Annotated in this window: 15 protein-coding genes; 10 read left to right on the forward strand and 5 right to left on the reverse strand. The window is 65.4% G+C overall.

Annotated elements, in window-relative coordinates:
* The first annotated feature begins 74 nt into the window (after positions 1–74).
* The 9 genes from ACEN98_RS09090 to bamC all read left to right on the forward strand — a co-directional run bounded on the left by ACEN98_RS09090 (position 75) and on the right by bamC (position 8,282).
* Positions 75–962 carry an alpha/beta fold hydrolase gene (locus ACEN98_RS09090; RefSeq protein WP_413383622.1) on the forward strand — a complete coding sequence of 296 codons (888 nt, stop codon included), beginning with the start codon at positions 75–77 and terminating at the stop codon, positions 960–962.
* A 129-nt stretch (positions 963–1,091) separates the two neighbouring features.
* On the forward strand, positions 1,092–1,931 hold the full coding sequence (locus tag ACEN98_RS09095) for a 3',5'-nucleoside bisphosphate phosphatase (RefSeq protein ID WP_413383624.1): 840 nt from the start codon (positions 1,092–1,094) through the stop codon (positions 1,929–1,931).
* Positions 1,932–2,153: 222 nt separating this feature from the next.
* Positions 2,154–3,053, forward strand: a complete 900-nt coding sequence (gene htpX / locus ACEN98_RS09100; protein ID WP_413383626.1) for a protease HtpX — start codon at positions 2,154–2,156, stop codon at positions 3,051–3,053.
* Positions 3,050–3,673, forward strand: a complete 624-nt coding sequence (locus ACEN98_RS09105; protein ID WP_371761128.1) for an L-threonylcarbamoyladenylate synthase — start codon at positions 3,050–3,052, stop codon at positions 3,671–3,673. The genes htpX and ACEN98_RS09105 overlap by 4 nt, the downstream gene beginning before the upstream one ends.
* Positions 3,674–3,743: 70 nt before the next feature.
* Positions 3,744–4,370, forward strand: coding sequence for a site-2 protease family protein (locus tag ACEN98_RS09110; protein WP_413383629.1), 627 nt, complete (start codon positions 3,744–3,746; stop codon positions 4,368–4,370).
* Between the two features lie 7 nt (positions 4,371–4,377).
* Positions 4,378–5,580, forward strand: coding sequence for a tryptophan--tRNA ligase (locus ACEN98_RS09115; protein ID WP_413383632.1), 1,203 nt, complete (start codon positions 4,378–4,380; stop codon positions 5,578–5,580).
* A gap of 10 nt (positions 5,581–5,590) precedes the next feature.
* Complete coding sequence (locus tag ACEN98_RS09120; protein WP_413383634.1) at positions 5,591–6,136, forward strand: class I SAM-dependent methyltransferase; 546 nt, start codon at positions 5,591–5,593, stop codon at positions 6,134–6,136.
* Between the two features lie 101 nt (positions 6,137–6,237).
* Positions 6,238–7,134 (forward strand): 4-hydroxy-tetrahydrodipicolinate synthase, encoded by an 897-nt coding sequence (gene dapA, locus ACEN98_RS09125; protein ID WP_413383636.1) that lies wholly within the window; start codon positions 6,238–6,240, stop codon positions 7,132–7,134.
* 32 nt (positions 7,135–7,166) lie between these two features.
* On the forward strand, positions 7,167–8,282 hold the full coding sequence (gene bamC, locus ACEN98_RS09130) for an outer membrane protein assembly factor BamC (RefSeq protein WP_413383638.1): 1,116 nt from the start codon (positions 7,167–7,169) through the stop codon (positions 8,280–8,282).
* Positions 8,283–8,443: 161 nt separating this feature from the next.
* On the opposite strand, the gene ACEN98_RS09135 is transcribed toward bamC, so the two are convergent.
* From ACEN98_RS09135 to ACEN98_RS09145, 3 genes are all read right to left on the reverse strand, one after another.
* On the reverse strand, positions 8,444–8,713 hold the full coding sequence (locus ACEN98_RS09135; RefSeq protein WP_413383640.1) for a hypothetical protein: 270 nt from the start codon (positions 8,711–8,713) through the stop codon (positions 8,444–8,446).
* A gap of 276 nt (positions 8,714–8,989) precedes the next feature.
* Complete coding sequence (locus tag ACEN98_RS09140; RefSeq protein WP_413383642.1) at positions 8,990–9,457, reverse strand: hypothetical protein; 468 nt, start codon at positions 9,455–9,457, stop codon at positions 8,990–8,992.
* A gap of 1 nt (position 9,458) precedes the next feature.
* A complete protein-coding gene (locus ACEN98_RS09145) occupies positions 9,459–10,580 on the reverse strand; it encodes a JmjC domain-containing protein (RefSeq protein WP_413383644.1) in 1,122 nt (373 codons plus the stop codon).
* 79 nt (positions 10,581–10,659) lie between these two features.
* Here ACEN98_RS09145 and ACEN98_RS09150 point away from each other — a divergent pair, with 79 nt between their 5' ends.
* Positions 10,660–11,202, forward strand: a complete 543-nt coding sequence (locus ACEN98_RS09150; RefSeq protein ID WP_413337984.1) for an FKBP-type peptidyl-prolyl cis-trans isomerase — start codon at positions 10,660–10,662, stop codon at positions 11,200–11,202.
* A 123-nt stretch (positions 11,203–11,325) separates the two neighbouring features.
* Here ACEN98_RS09150 and ACEN98_RS09155 read toward each other — a convergent pair whose 3' ends face one another.
* The gene (locus ACEN98_RS09155) at positions 11,326–12,270 is read right to left on the reverse strand and encodes a hypothetical protein (protein WP_413383646.1); all 945 of its coding nucleotides are present in this window, start codon (positions 12,268–12,270) and stop codon (positions 11,326–11,328) included.
* A 2-nt stretch (positions 12,271–12,272) separates the two neighbouring features.
* The gene (gene mutS / locus ACEN98_RS09160) at positions 12,273–14,882 is read right to left on the reverse strand and encodes a DNA mismatch repair protein MutS (protein ID WP_413383648.1); all 2,610 of its coding nucleotides are present in this window, start codon (positions 14,880–14,882) and stop codon (positions 12,273–12,275) included.
* Between the last annotated feature and the right edge of the window lie 89 nt (positions 14,883–14,971).

Genomic DNA, 14,971 nt, shown 5'->3' on the forward strand with positions numbered 1-14,971 from the left:
GTCCAGCAGGATTGCAAGCTTCGTGCTTATAATGCGAACGGTCGTACTAATTTAACTCGAAAACAGGAACCGCCATGACACCGTCCCGCTCCGAATTCCTCACCATCCGCGGCCTGCGCACCCACGTCCGCCACTGGGGCCCCCGCGAGGGCGCGCCCAAGCTGTTCATGGCGCATGGCTGGATGGACATGTCGGCCTCGTTCCAGTTCGTCGTCGACGCGTTGCAGGGCGACTGGCACGTCATCGCCCACGACTGGCGCGGCTTTGGCCTGACCGGGCGCTCCGGCAACGACACGTACTGGTTCCCGGACTACTTCGCCGACCTGGAAGCGATCCTCGACCATTATTCGCCCGGCGAACCCGTGAACCTGCTGGGCCACAGCATGGGCGGCAACATCGTGAGCGTGTATGCGGGCGTGCGGCCGGAACGCATCGCAAAGCTGATCAACCTGGAAGGCTTCGGCTTGCCCGCCACGCATCCCGAACAGGCGCCGGGCCGCTACGCCAAGTGGCTCGACGAAGTGAAGGCCCCGCCCGTCATGCGCGGCTACGCGAGCCTGATCGATGTCGCGACGCGCCTGCGGAAGACGAACCCGCGCCTGCCGGCCGACCGCGCCGCCTTCCTCGCGCAGCACTGGGCCGCGCAGAACGCGCAGGGCGAGTGGGAAATCCTGGGCGACCCGGCGCACAAGATGCCGGGGCCGCTGCTGTACCAGGTGGAAGAGGTGCTCGCGTGCTGGCGCCGCATCACGGCGCCCGTGCTGTGGGTCGAGGCCGAGCACACGGACATGTGGCGCTGGATGGGGCCGAAAGAAGAAGCGCGCCACGAAGTCGACCGCCGGCTCGCGCAACTGGCGAAAGTCACGCCGCGCATGATGCCGGATGCCGGCCACATGCTGCACCACGATCAACCCGAAGTGCTGGCGCGCATGATCGAGGACTTCCTGGCGGCGTCAACGTAACGCTGGCGCCTGGTGGGCACGGGGTGCCCACTCTACGATGAGGTTGCCGTAGGGTGGACTCCCCGAGCCCGCGATTCGCATCCGAGGCGAACCGCGTACAATGGTATTTCGAAACGATACCCTGTCCGGATGCTGCCCATGAAAGTCGATCTCCACTGCCACTCCAACGTCTCCGACGGCGTGCTCGCACCCGCCGCCGTGGCCGCGTATGCCCGCAAGGGCGGTGTCGATGCATGGGCGCTGACGGATCATGACGAAATCGGCGGTATCAAGGCCGCGCGCGCGAAGGCCGAGGAACTGGGCATGCGTTTCGTGCCGGGCGTGGAGATTTCCGTGACGTGGGCCGGCGAGACCGTGCACCTCGTCGGCCTGCAGGTCGACGAAGACAATGCGACCCTCGTGCAGGGCCTGGCCGCCACGCGCAACGGGCGCGACGCGCGCGGGCGCGAGATCGCCGCGCAGCTCGACCAGGCCGGCATCCCGAATGCCTACGAAGGCGCGCTGAAATACGTCGGCAATCCGGACCTGCTGTCGCGCACCCATTTCGCGCGCTACCTGTGCGAGCTCGGCAAGTGTTCCAACACGTCGGAGGTCTTCCGCCGCTATCTCACGGAAGGCAAGCCGGGGTATGTGCCGCACCGCTGGGCGACGCTGGCCGATGCGATGGGCTGGATCCGCGCGGCCGGCGGCATCCCCGTGATCGCGCACCCGGGCCGTTACCGCTTCGACGCGACGGCCGAGGGCGCGCTGTTCGACGAGTTCAAGCAGCTCGGCGGCAATGCCATCGAGGTCGTCACGGGCAGCCATACGCCGGACCAGTACGCGACGTATGCCGAAGTGGCGCGCCGCTACGGTTTCCTCGCATCGCGCGGGACGGATTTTCACGCACCGGGGGAATCGCGCGTCGAGTTCGACCAGTTGCCGCCGCTGCCGAGCGGGGTCACGCCGGTTTGGCATGACTGGTTTTGAGTCGAAACGCTTGAAATTTCGACATCCGGCCCTTATCTTGTCGGACTGATATTGAACCGTAGCGTGGGCGGCCCTCCGCCCACGCGTGACGCTTGCGGTTCGTTGGCGTCTTGCGTGACGCTTGCGGTTCGTCGGCGTCTCGCGTGACGCTTGCGGTTTGTCGGCGTCTCGCGTGGGCACGGGGTGCCCACCCAACATTATTTGCCGGAGGGGCCTCCCTACATGAAGCGCATACTGCTGTTCCTCGCCACCAACCTCGCCGTCGTGCTCGTGCTGTCGATCGTGCTGAACGTCCTCGGGGTCGGGCGTCCGGTCGGCGGGCAGGGCATCAACGTCGGGGCGCTGCTCGTGTTCTCGCTCGTCGTGGGCTTCACGGGGTCCATCATTTCCCTGTTGATGAGCAAGCCGATGGCGAAGATGTCCACCGGCGCCCGCGTCATCGAACAGCCTGGCAACGCCACCGAAGCGTGGCTGTTGAGCACCGTGGGCAATCTCGCGCAGCGCGCGGGCATCGCGATGCCGGAAGTGGCCGTGTACGAGGGCGAGCCGAATGCGTTCGCGACGGGGGCATTCAAGAATTCCGCGCTGGTGGCCGTGTCGACGGGCCTGCTCGCCAACATGAACCGCGAGGAAGTCGAGGCCGTGCTGGGCCACGAGATCGCGCACGTGGCCAACGGCGATATGGTCACGCTCACGCTGATCCAGGGCGTGGTGAACACGTTCGTCGTGTTCCTCGCGCGCGTGGTCGGCTTCTTCGTCGACAACGTCGTGTTCCGCCGCGGGAACGACGCGCGCGGGCCGGGCTTCGGCTACGCGATCACCGTGTTCGTGTGCGAGATCCTGTTCGGCATCGTCGCGTCGATCATCGTCGCGTGGTTCTCGCGCCAGCGCGAATTCCGCGCGGACGCCGGTTCGGCCCAGCTGCTGGGCAGCCCGCAGCCGATGCAGCATGCGCTCGCGCGCCTGGCCGGCATGCATCCGGGCGCGCTGCCGCAGTCGATGGCCGCGTCGGGCATTTCCGGCCACGGCAGTGGCTGGGGCGCACTGTTCGCGTCGCACCCGCCGATGGAAGAACGCATCGCGGCCCTCCAGGCGCTGCGCCAGTCGGGGTTCGCGCGATGACCCAGTATTTCGAAGTCCATCCCCAGAATCCGCAGGCGCGCCTGATCCGCCAGGCCGCGCAGATCATCCAGGGCGGCGGCATCGTCGCCGCACCCACCGATTCCGCGTACGCCCTCGTATGCCGCCTCGATGACAAGGCGGCCGTCGAAAAGCTGAGGCGCATCCGCGGCGTCGACGAGAAGCACCATTTGACGCTGCTCGTGCGCGACCTGTCCGAGATCGCCACGTATGCGCGCGTCGACAACCGCCAGTACCGGCAATTGAAGGCTGTCACGCCGGGGCCGTACACGGTGATCCTGGAAGCGACGAAGGAAGTGCCGCGCAGGCTGTCGCACCCGTCGCGCAAGACGATCGGCATCCGCGTGCCGGAAAACGCGATCCTGCTGGCGCTGCTGGAAGAACTGGGCGAACCCTTGATCGGCACGACCTTGCAACTGCCGGGCGACGACAACATGCTGTCCGATCCGGACGAGGTGCGCGAGCGTCTCGACAGGCAGATCGAGCTCGTGATCGACGGCGGCGCCGGCACGCTCGAACCCACCACCATCGTCGACCTCACGGGGCCTGACGCCGAGCTCGTACGCGAAGGCCGGGGCGATCCGGCCGCGTTCGGCCTGTAGGCCGGGGCCGCCGCGCCCGCGCGCTCTGATAGAATCGCAGGTTATGGATGAACTCATACGCAATCTGGCAGTGTATGCACTGCCTGTCCTCTTTGCGCTGACGATGCACGACGCCGCCCAGGCGTTCGTCGCGAAACGCTTCGGAGACAACACCGCACACGCCGCCGGGCGTACCACTTTCAACCCGCTGGCCCACATCGATCCGATCGGCACCATCGTCATTCCGGTGGTGATGTACCTGACGGTGCACTTCGTGTTCGGCTACGCGAAACCGCTGCCGATCAACTATGGCCAGATGCGCAATCCGAAGCGCGACATGGCATGGGTCGCGCTGTCCGGTCCGGGCGCAAACTTCCTGATGGCGCTGATCTGGCTCCTGTTGGGGATCTTCCTCGACTACTTCGGCGTGCAGGAACCGTTCCCTCACCTCGTGGCCGAGGCGGGTGTGCAAACGAATCTGTGGCTGATGGCGTTCAACCTGCTGCCGATCCCGTCGATGGATGGTGGCCGCGTGCTGTTTTCCATCCTGCCGCACAAGGCCGCATTCCAGTTCGCGCGCCTGGAACCGTACGGTTTCATCATCCTGCTCGCGCTGATCTTCCTGAAGGTGATCGGCTACTGGCTGTTCTGGGTCGGCGTGATCGCGAACCTTTTACTGCACCTGATCGTCTATCCCCTGAATTTTATCCTGACCTGATACCGCTATGTTTCCCGACCGTGTCGTTTCCGGCATGCGCCCGACCGGGCTGATGCACCTTGGCCACTACCATGGGGCCCTGAAGAACTGGATCCGCATGCAGTCCGAACTGCCTTGCCTGTTCTTCGTCGCCGACTGGCACGCGCTGACCACGCATTACGACGACCCGGCGATCATCGAGAAAAGCACGTGGGACATGGTCATCGACTGGCTCGCGGCGGGCATCGATCCGGCCCAGGCCACGATCTTCATCCAGTCGAGGGTGCCGGAGCACGCGGAACTGCATCTGCTGCTGTCGATGGCCACGCCGCTCGGCTGGCTCGAGCGCGTGCCGACGTACAAGGACCAGATCGAGAACCTGGCCAACCGCGACCTCGCGACTTACGGCTTCCTCGGCTACCCGCTGCTGCAGGCGGCCGACGTGCTGATCTACCGCGCCACGCAGGTGCCGGTGGGCGAGGACCAGGTGCCGCACATCGAGATGATGCGCGAGATCGCGCGCCGCTTCAACCACCTGTACGGCAAGGAACCGGGCTTCGAGCAGAAGGCGCTGGAAGCCGTCAAAAAGCTGGGCAGCAAGCGCGCCAAGCTGTATGCGGAACTGCGCACCGCGTACCAGCAGGAAGGCGATGACGCGGCGCTGGAACAGGCGCAGGCCATGCTGGACGAAGCGGGCAGCCTGTCGAACATCGACCGCGAGCGCCTGTTCGGCTACCTGGAAGGCAGCCGCAAGATCATCCTCGTCGAGCCGCAAGTGAAGCTGACGGAGGCGGCGCGCCTGCCGGGCCTCGACGGCCGCAAGATGTCCAAGAGCTACGGCAACTCGATCTCGCTGCGCGAGGATCCGGAGTCGGTGACGAAGAAGATCCGCACGATGCCGACCGACCCGGCGCGCGTGCGCCGCAGCGACGCGGGCGATCCGCTGAAATGCCCGGTGTGGCAGCTGCACGAAGTCTATTCCGACGCGAACACGAAGGACTGGGTCATGAAGGGCTGCACGAGCGCCGGCATCGGCTGCCTCGAATGCAAGCAGCCCGTCGTCGAAGCCGTGCTGGCCGAGCAGGAGCCGATGCACGAGCGCGCGCAGCAGTACGTCGACGACCCTTCGCTCGTGCGCGCCATCGTCGCCGACGGCTGCGAGAAGGCGCGCAAGCTGGCGCAGGAAACGATGCGCGACGTGCGCGAAGTCATGGGACTGACTTATTCCTGACCTTCTACTCGTGACGGACTATCCATCCACCTGGGTCGCGCGCTGGGCGCCGGTCATTCCAGCCGGCGAGACGCTGGATCTCGCCTGCGGCGGCGGCCGCCATGCGCGCCTGCTGGCGGCGCTCGGCCATCCCGTGCTCGCCGTCGATCGCGACGCCGCATCGCTCGCGCAGGCGGCCGGTCCCGGCATCGCGACCCTGCAGCATGACCTCGAAGCGGAGGGCAGCACATGGCCATTCGCGCCGGGACGATTCGCTGGCATCGTCGTCACGAACTACCTGCACCGGCCGCTGTTCGCGCATCTCGCGGGCGCGCTGGCACCGAACGGGATCCTCGTCTACGAAACGTTCGCGCTCGGGAACGAACGCTTCGGCAAACCATCCAATCCGGCGTTCCTGCTGGCGCCCGGCGAACTGCTGGACGTCGCCGCGCGCCATGGCTTGAAGGTGCTCGCCTACGAGGATGGGATCATCGAGTCGCCCCGTCCGGCCCGCGTACAAAGGCTGTGCGCGGCGGGGCGGGAGGTCGATCCGGGAGCAATCAGGCTCGATATGTAACCAACCTGTAACCATGCCATTTATATGGTGTGGAATGAACCATAACGCCAGGCTATCCGCTACAATCGACATTTATTTATTAACGGCACGGTCCACTGATTATGATTAAGGGCAGCATAGTAGCAATCGTCACTCCGATGTTCGAGGATGGAAGTCTGGACAGGGACAGCCTGCGCCAACTCCTCGACTGGCATGTGGCGGAAGGTACGGACGCAATCTGCATCGTCGGCACGACCGGCGAGTCGGCCACTGTGAGCCCGGACGAACACTGCGAACTGATCAAGCTGACCGTCGACCACATCGCCGGCCGCATTCCGGTCATCGCCGGCACGGGCGGTAATTCGACGGTCGAAGCGATCGCGCTGACCCGTCACGCCAGGGAAGTCGGCGCGGACGCGTCGCTGCAAGTCGTCCCGTACTACAATCGTCCGTCGCAGGAAGGCATGTATCGCCACTTCAAGGCGATCGCCGAATCGACCGACCTGCCGGTGATCCTGTACAACGTGCCGGGCCGGACCGTGGCCGACATGAGCAACGAGACCGTGCTGCGCCTGGCCGCCATCGACAACATCATCGGCATCAAGGACGCGACCGGCAACCTGGCCCGCGGCATCGAACTGCTGCGCGATATTGACCGTTCGTTTGCCGGCAAGGGCAAATCGTTCGGCGTGTTCTCGGGCGACGACGCGAGCGCACTGGCGCTGATGCTGTGCGGCGGCGCCGGCAACATCTCCGTGACCGCGAACGTGGCCCCGCGCGCGATGGCCGAGATGTGCAAGGCCGCGCTGAGCGGCGAAGCTGCCCGCGCGATCGAGATCAACAACCGCGTGCTGGACCTGCACAGCAAACTGTTCGTCGAGCCGAACCCCGTGCCGGTGAAATGGGCGCTGGCCGAGATGGGCAAGATGCCGGCCGGCCTGCGCCTGCCGCTGGCCCCGCTGTCCGCGCAATACCACGACACCGTCCGCACCGCGCTGCGCGCTTCCGGCGTTCTTTGATTACCAGCTTTAACGATATGACGAATCGCAAGATGATGACTTCCACCGCAGCCCGCACCGTGGCCCTGACCGCCATCGCGTTGAGCCTGGCCGCGTGCACGACCGTGTTCGAATCGGACAAGGTGGACTACAAGGCTTCCAAGAAAGCGGCACCGCTGGACATTCCGCCCGACCTGACCCAACTGCAGAAGGACAACCGCTATGCCGTGCCGGATGGCAAAGGCATCGCCACCGCGTCCGGCTTCCAGCAGCAGCGCGGCGCCGCACCGGCCATCGCGGCCACGTCCGGCGAACAGATCGGCCAGGTACCCACCGACACCATCCGCATCGAGCGCAACGGCAACCAGCGCTGGCTCGTGATCAAGGAAACGCCGGAACAACTGTGGCCGCAACTGCTGGAGTTCTGGCATAACTCGGGCTTCACCGTCGAGACCGAGTCGCCGCAGACCGGCATCATGGAAACGAACTGGGCCGAGAACCGCGCCAAGATCCCGCAGGACTTCATCCGCCGCACCATCGGCAAGGTCTTCGATTCCGCATATTCGACCGGCGAGCGCGACAAGTTCCGCACCCGCCTGGAGCGCCGTCCGGACGGTTCGACCGAGATCTACATCAGCCACCGCGGCGCGGAAGAAGTGCTGACCGGTCCGCAGAAGGAGCAGGCCACCTGGACCGCGCGTCCGAACGATCCGGAGCTGGAAGCGGAATTCCTGGGCCGCCTGATGGCCCAACTGACCGGCACCAAGGTCAAGGAAGCGACCGCGTTCGTGACGAACGCCCCGCTGGAACCGCAGCACGCCAAGCTCGAAGGCAACAAGGTCGTCGTCGACGAAGGCTTCGACCGCGCATGGCGCCGCGTGGGCCTGGCGCTGGACCGCGTGGGCTTCACGGTGGAAGACCGCGACCGCGTGCAGGGCATTTATTTCGTGCGCTACGTCGATCCGGACGCGGTCAAGAAGGAAGGTTTCTTCAGCAAGCTGTTCGGTAGCGAAGACAAGAACAAGGAAGCGCAGAAATACCGCGTGATCGTGTCGACGGCACAGGGCGCGACCTCGACCGACGTGACCGTGCAGACGAACGACGGCAAGCCGGAAACGTCGCCGACCGGCGCCAAGATCCTCAAGCTGCTGGCGGACGAGTTGAAATAACTCCGCTTCGCTTCAATAAAAAAACCGGCCGCTTGGCCGGTTTTTTTATTGGTGGGCTCGCATAATTCGTAGGGCGGGCACCCCGTGCCGGCGCGCCGTGTGCAAAACCTGCGGACGTAAAAAAACCGGCCCGCAGGCCGGTTTCTTTAGCGCGATTCGAATTACTTCGAAGCAGCCGGAGCAGCAGCAGCCGAAGCGGCGTCAGCAGCAGCCGAAGCAGCCGAAGCAGCAGCCGAAGCGGCCGAAGCAGCAGCGTCAGCAGCGGCCGGAGCAGCCGGGGTAGCGGCAGCGTCAGCAGCCGGAGCGGCCGGAGCAGCCGGAGCAGCGGTCTCAGCAGCCGGAGCCGGAGCAGCAGCCGGAGCTTCTTCTTTCTTCGAGCAAGCAGCCAGAGCAACAGCCAGCAGGGAAACGATCAGCAGAGATTTTTTCATGGTTTTTCCTTAATTAATTCAAAAGGGTGGTGCGATGAATAATTACCGGTAATTATCGCTCGTCAGGAATTCTCTTGTTTGTATACTTTGGAAAAAGTGCCTACAGACAACGGAACCTTCCTAACCCGATATTATAGCCAAATTTACTGAATCGCAATAGAAAAGTCGTGTCAAGACGTAACAGTTGCCAGATCGGGCAATGTTCATCTTCTAGCAATCCGACACACCTTGTCCGTGCGCTAGTTCTCATAGAGAAAACCAAGCTAAAGCAGGTATTTACAGCCCGGAAACACTGGCCCGCAGACCAGGTTGTGATTCTGCCCAAATGGCGTCAAAACGCAGGCGCGACAGCTCAGTTTGTTGCGGTGCATCAAAGACTGCCTCACCGCGCAGGTGATCGCTGTGAAAGCGCCGCACGATGTGCACGTCGTCCGCGATGCAGAACGAATCCGTGAGCTCGCGCAGCGCCCGCGGCGTGCGCCTGCACTCGATGCCGTGCGCATGATCGCGCAGCAGGCGCAGGAACCTCGGCGCTTCCCGCTCCAGGTGCGCGGGATCGTGCAGCGCCAGCCGCAGGCGGCCGCCGGCGTGCAGGAAGCGGCGCAGTTCCGCGTCCACGTCCGGCGCGCCCAGCCGGAACAACGTAAAGTCCGGATCGAACATGACGAGCGTCGCCCGTGCCCGTGCCCATACCTCGCCCAGCTGCTGCTGGAAGGCGGCGCGGGTGTCGAAGGACGCGTTCATGTCAGCCGAGCTCGATCCAGCCGTCCTGGTACCACGTGTACAGCGCTTCCAGCACGTCGTCCGACGCCTGGTCGAGCAGACTGCCTGCCAGGGCCCGCTCGTTGGCGAGCACGTCCAGCACGACCTTGTCCGCGCGCCCGACGGCGAACGATTCGCCGTTGATGAACACGTGCTTGCCGCGGTAGAGCATCAACGTCTTGGGCGACAGTTTCAGACCCTTTTTCGCAGCCTGTTCCATGAAGCGGCCCACCGTCAGCGGCTTCGGGACCGGCGTGAAGAACACGTTGTGCTTCGGCTCGGACAGGTATTCGCCCATGAAGATCGTGACGTCTTCCTCGTCCCAGCGCACCTTGTTCAGTTCTTCGGTGACGGTGGCCAGCATGTCGCGCGGGATCTCGGCCGGGTTCTTCGCGGGCTGCAGGCCCGGGTCGGCATAGCGGCCCGGCAGGTCGATGGAGTCGGCCATGAACTGCAGGAAGGCTTCGCCCAGTTCCTGGAACGACGGCGAGCGGAAGCCGATCGAATACGTCATGCATTCGCCCTCGGCGACGCCGTCGTGCGCGTAGTGCGGCGGCAGGTACAGCATGTCGCCCGGTTCCAGCACGAACTCTTCTTCCGGCTCGAAGTTGGCGAGGATCTTCAGCGGCAGGCCCTCGACCAGCGTCAGGTCTTGCTGCGCGCCGATGCGCCAGCGGCGCTTGCCCTGCGCCTGCAGCAGGAACACGTCGTAGGAGTCGAAATGCGGGCCGACGCCGCCGCCGTCCGTCGCATAGCTGACCATCAGGTCGTCCAGGCGGGCGTCCGGCACGAAACGGAACTGGCGCAGCAGGGCATCGGCCTTCGGGTCGTGCAGGTTCACGCCCTGCACGAGCATGGTCCATTCGCGCTGGGTTTTGGGCGGCAGTTCGGCCAGCGGACCGTGCTGCATGTCCCAGGTGCCGTCGGTGAGCGTCACGAGGCGCGACTCGACGTGGTTCAGCCTGGCCAGCTCGGCCAGCTTGTCCACCTTGACCAGCGGTTTGAAATTGGGGATGGCCTGACGGATGAGCAGGGGTTTCTTGTGCCAGTAATCGCGGAGGAACTGGGCGGGCGTGATATTGCCGAGGAGCTGTAATTTTTGCATGTGCCATTATAACCAGCGCCGGCCGGAGCAAAGCGGTGGTAGGGTTATAATCGCAGCCTTACCCACGAAAGGAAGTGCAATGAAGATTGCCCAGAACACGGTTGTGTCGGTCAACTATAAACTGTCCGACGCCCAGAACAACCTGATCGAAGACGGCGCCCAGCCGATGGTCTACCTGCACGGTGGCTACGAGAACACGCTGCCGAAGATCGAAGAAGAGCTGGACGGCAAGGACGTGGGTTACACGTCGACCATCCAGATCGAGCCGGAAGACGCGTTCGGCGACTACGATCCGAACCTGGTGAAGGTCGAGGAGCGCAACCGCCTGCCGGAACCGATCGAAGTCGGCATGCAGTTCGAAGGCATGGCCGAGGGCAGCGACGAAGAGCCGGTCATCTTCACCGTCACCGAAGTGGCCGACGACAAGGTCGTGCTGGACGGCAATCACCCGCTCGCCGGCATGGCCTTGCGCTTCGACCTGTCCGTGATCGACGTGCGTGCCGCCACGCCGGAAGAGATCGCGCACGGCCACGTGCACGGCGCCCACGGCCATGACCACGGTCACGGCGAGATCGACGACAGCGAAGAGGGCGACCACTTCCGTAGCCAGCCGCTGCAGTAAAACGCACTCTTGACTCGTCGTTCCCGCGAAGGCGGGAACCCAAGTTCTGTCGGCGTCGTGATGACGCGTGCAAATTGGATCCCCGCCTGCGCGGGGATGACGTTGTTTTGCTTCTCGACAGTCTTACTTCGCCGTCTCGACCTTGCGGGGATCGACCCTGAACAGGGTCTTCGTCTCCGGATTCACCACCACCTCCAATGCATCCGCACCGGCCGCCAGATGGCCGACATTGCCGCGCCATTCGATGACGGGTCTTGCACGCACGCGCGTGCCGTCGACGAGCAGCACCTTGCCCCGGAATTTCTGCGCCAGCGACAGGATCAGGCGGCGCGGCTCCGCGAAGCCGTCGTTGTCCGGCACGGCGCCGCGCAGCAGCGCGCGCAGGCCCGTCGGCTGCGACAACGCCTTCACGTCGCCTTCGGAAAACAGCACGATCGCTTCCAGCTTGTCGCGCCTGGCGATGGCGAACAGCCGGTGCAGCCAGAAGCGGTTCGCGACGAGCCGGTCCTCGTACTCGCTGTTGCGGCCCGCTTCGTTCAGGTAGTGGTTGTTATTGGCCGGCATGTTGACGGTTGCATACAGCACCTTGCCGACCGACCAGTGCGCATTCTCCGCATAGCTGCGAAAGCGCGGGCTCATCGACAGGCGCGTCAGCGGCAGCTTGCGCGCGCCCAGCGTGGACGGCTCGCCGTAGAACAGTTCGCGGATGCGGTTCATGCGCTCGATCGCATTCGTGCGGCCGGCGCTGTTGCGGCATTCCGTCCAGTCGCTGCCGGCCGGCAGCACGATGACGGGCCGGCGCGCATCGTCGATCAGCTCGCGCCGCTTCTGGTACAGCTTGTCCGTGCACGGCTCGTTCGCACCCTTGATGCCCGTAACGACCATGAAGGCGACGTCCTTGTCGTCATTGTCGGCGAGCGCCTGCTTGAGGCGTTTTTCGCCGCCATCGGTAAAACCATGGCCGATGATGGCGAAACGGTGCGCGTCATCGTCGCGGGCGTCCGCGCGCGCGCCGCCCGTGAGCGCGCAGGCGAGGACGAACAGGAGAAGCGAGCGGCGTCGCGGCATCGTCAGGCCGAGGCCAGGCGCTTGAGCTCGTACAAGCGTTCGAGCGCTTCGCGCGGGGTCAGGGCATCGGGATCGATGGCGTCCAGCAGCGTCAGCGCCGGCGACTCGGCCGCCGCCCGCACCGGAGCCGGTGCGGGCGCGGCTTCGGCGTCGCCTTCGTCGCACGGCGCCGGCGCGAACAGGTCGAGCTGCGGCGTCGCATCGAGCGCCTGCGCTTCCAGCCGCGCCAGGTGCTTGCGCGCGGCGCGGATCACGCTGGGCGGCACGCCCGCCAGCTGTGCGACCTGCAGCCCGTAGCTCTGCGACGCCGGGCCGTCCTGCACGGCATGCAGGAACACGATGCTGTCCTTGTGCTCGACGGCCGACAGGTGCACGTTGGCCGCGCTCGGATGCTGTTCCGGCAGTTGCGTCAATTCGAAGTAGTGCGTGGCGAACAGCGTAAAACTGCGGCTCGTCTCGATCAGGTGGCGCGCGATGGCCCACGCGAGCGCGAGACCGTCGAACGTCGACGTGCCGCGGCCCACTTCATCCATCAGCACGAGCGAGTGCTCGGTCGCGCCGTTCAGGATCGTGGCCGATTCCGTCATCTCCACCATGAACGTCGAGCGGCCATTGGCCAGGTCGTCGGACGCGCCGATGCGCGTGAAGATGCGGTCGATGGGACCGATCGTCGCGCTCGTCGCCGGCACGTAGCTGCCGACATAGGCCAGCAGCGTGATCAGCGCGACCTGACGCATGAACGTCGACTTACCGCCCATGTTCGGGCCCGTGATCAGGAGCAGGCGGCGATCGTTGGACAGCTTGCAGTCGTTCGCGATGAAGCGCTCGATCTGGTTCTCGACGACCGGATGGCGGCCCTCGACGATGGTGAGGCAGGGCTCCTCGATCAACTGCGGCATGCACCAGTTGTTGCGCACGGCGTGGGCGGCGAGGGCGGTGATCGTATCGAGCTGCGCGATGCCGGACGCGATGCGCTGCAGGCACACGATGTGCGGCGCGAGGTCGGCCAGCAGCAGCTCGTACAGCAGCTTTTCGCGCGCCAGCGCGCGGTCCTGCGCGGACAACGCTTTATCCTCGAACGCCTTCAGTTCCGGCGTGATGTAGCGTTCGCAGTTCTTCAGCGTCTGGCGGCGGCGGTAATCGTCCGGCACCTTGTCGGCCTGGCCGTTCGTGACCTCGATGTAGAAGCCGTGCACGCGGTTGTACTCGACGCGCAGGTTGGCGATGCCGGTGCGTGCGCGCTCGCGCGCTTCCAGGTCGACGAGGAACTGGCCCGCGTTTTCCGACAGCGCGCGCAGCTCGTCCAGCTCCGCATCGAAGCCGCGCGCGAACACGCCGCCGTCGCGCACCATGGCGGCCGGCTCCGTCGCGATGGCACGCTGGAGCAGGTCCGCGCACGCCTCGGGCACGGCGATGGCATCGTGGATGTCGCGCAGCAGGCACGAGTCGCCGGGGATGAAGCAGCGCGCCACCTGCTCGCGCAGCGCGGGCAGCTGCTTCAGGCCGTCGCGCAGGCTCGCGAGGTCGCGCGGCCGCGCCGTCAGCAGCGCGATGCGCGTCGTGATGCGTTCGATGTCGGGCACGTGCGCGAGCGTCGTCGCCAGGTCGTGCATGGCTTCGCGCTGGGCCAGCGCCTCGATCGCCTCGTGGCGCGAGCGGGCCACGCGCTGGTCGCGCTTCGCGTGGTGCAGCCAGTGGCGCAGCAGGCGCGAGCCCATCGCCGTGCGGCAGCCGTCCAGAAGAGAAAACAGCGTGGGCGACTCGTGGCCACGGATGGTCTCCGTCAGCTCCAGGTTGCGGCGCGTGGACGCATCGAGGCCGATGAATTCGCTCTCCGATTCGACCGCGAGACTCTTCACGTGCTGCAGGCCGCGGCCCTGCGTGGCCTGGGCATAGCGCAGCAGCGCGCCGGCCGCGCCGAACGCGGCGCCGAGACCGTCCGCGCCGAAGCCGGACAGCGTGGCGACGCCCAATTGGTCGAGCAGCGCCTTGTGGCCGTGCACGACGTCGAAATGCCATTCCGGCACGCGTGCCGTGTGGCCGACCGGCGATTCTTCGAACAGGTCGGCGCCGCCGTCCGCGCGCAGCACTTCGGCCGGCGCGATGCGTTCCAGTTCCTGCACGAGGCGCACGGCGGCCGCACGGGCGTCGCCCGCGAATTCCATCAGCCGGAGTCCCCCGCTCGCGAGCGACATCCACGCGAGACCCGTCGTGACCACCTTGCGGTTCGTGACCGTGCAGACGGCGAGCAGCGGGCGCTCGGCCTTCTCGGGCAGCAGGTCGGCATCCGTCAGCGTCCCCGGCGTGACGACGCGCACGACCTTGCGCTCGACCGGACCTTTGCTCAGCGCCGGATCGCCGATCTGTTCGCAGATCGCGCACGACTCGCCCAGCTTGACGAGCTTGGCGAGGTACGGATCGAGCGAGTGGAAGGGCACGCCGGCCATCTTGATCGGATTCCCGCCCGAGCTGCCGCGCGCCGTCAGCGTGATGCCCAGGATGCGCGCGGCCTTCTCGGCGTCCTCGAAGAACAGCTCGTAGAAGTCGCCCATCCGGTAGAAGACGAGCATCGTGGGGTAGTCGGCCTTGATGCTCAGGTACTGCTGCATCATCGGGGTGTGGCGAGTTTCAACCCCTTTCCTAACAGGTTGATTCTCCGCAAAATTCTTAGTCAAGTCCTTGATTTCGCTATGCATTCCCG

Source organism: Massilia sp. CT11-137 (assembly GCF_047302885.1).
Taxonomy (GTDB): domain Bacteria; phylum Pseudomonadota; class Gammaproteobacteria; order Burkholderiales; family Burkholderiaceae_D; genus Telluria; species Telluria orientalis.

What these genes read in the sequence shown, in the direction of transcription:
- ACEN98_RS09095 (WP_413383624.1), top strand. Translation starts at nt 1,092, where the DNA reads ATGCTGCCCATGAAAGTCGATCTCCACTGCCACTCCAACGTCTCCGAC.
- bamC (WP_413383638.1), top strand. Translation starts at nt 7,167, where the DNA reads ATGATGACTTCCACCGCAGCCCGCACCGTGGCCCTGACCGCCATCGCG.
- ACEN98_RS09150 (WP_413337984.1), top strand. Translation starts at nt 10,660, where the DNA reads ATGAAGATTGCCCAGAACACGGTTGTGTCGGTCAACTATAAACTGTCC.
- ACEN98_RS09135 (WP_413383640.1), bottom strand. Translation starts at nt 8,713, where the DNA reads ATGAAAAAATCTCTGCTGATCGTTTCCCTGCTGGCTGTTGCTCTGGCT.
- ACEN98_RS09155 (WP_413383646.1), bottom strand. Translation starts at nt 12,270, where the DNA reads ATGCCGCGACGCCGCTCGCTTCTCCTGTTCGTCCTCGCCTGCGCGCTC.
- ACEN98_RS09145 (WP_413383644.1), bottom strand. Translation starts at nt 10,580, where the DNA reads ATGCAAAAATTACAGCTCCTCGGCAATATCACGCCCGCCCAGTTCCTC.
- ACEN98_RS09105 (WP_371761128.1), top strand. Translation starts at nt 3,050, where the DNA reads ATGACCCAGTATTTCGAAGTCCATCCCCAGAATCCGCAGGCGCGCCTG.
- dapA (WP_413383636.1), top strand. Translation starts at nt 6,238, where the DNA reads ATGATTAAGGGCAGCATAGTAGCAATCGTCACTCCGATGTTCGAGGAT.
- ACEN98_RS09090 (WP_413383622.1), top strand. Translation starts at nt 75, where the DNA reads ATGACACCGTCCCGCTCCGAATTCCTCACCATCCGCGGCCTGCGCACC.
- ACEN98_RS09140 (WP_413383642.1), bottom strand. Translation starts at nt 9,457, where the DNA reads ATGAACGCGTCCTTCGACACCCGCGCCGCCTTCCAGCAGCAGCTGGGC.
- htpX (WP_413383626.1), top strand. Translation starts at nt 2,154, where the DNA reads ATGAAGCGCATACTGCTGTTCCTCGCCACCAACCTCGCCGTCGTGCTC.
- ACEN98_RS09115 (WP_413383632.1), top strand. Translation starts at nt 4,378, where the DNA reads ATGTTTCCCGACCGTGTCGTTTCCGGCATGCGCCCGACCGGGCTGATG.
- mutS (WP_413383648.1), bottom strand. Translation starts at nt 14,882, where the DNA reads ATGATGCAGCAGTACCTGAGCATCAAGGCCGACTACCCCACGATGCTC.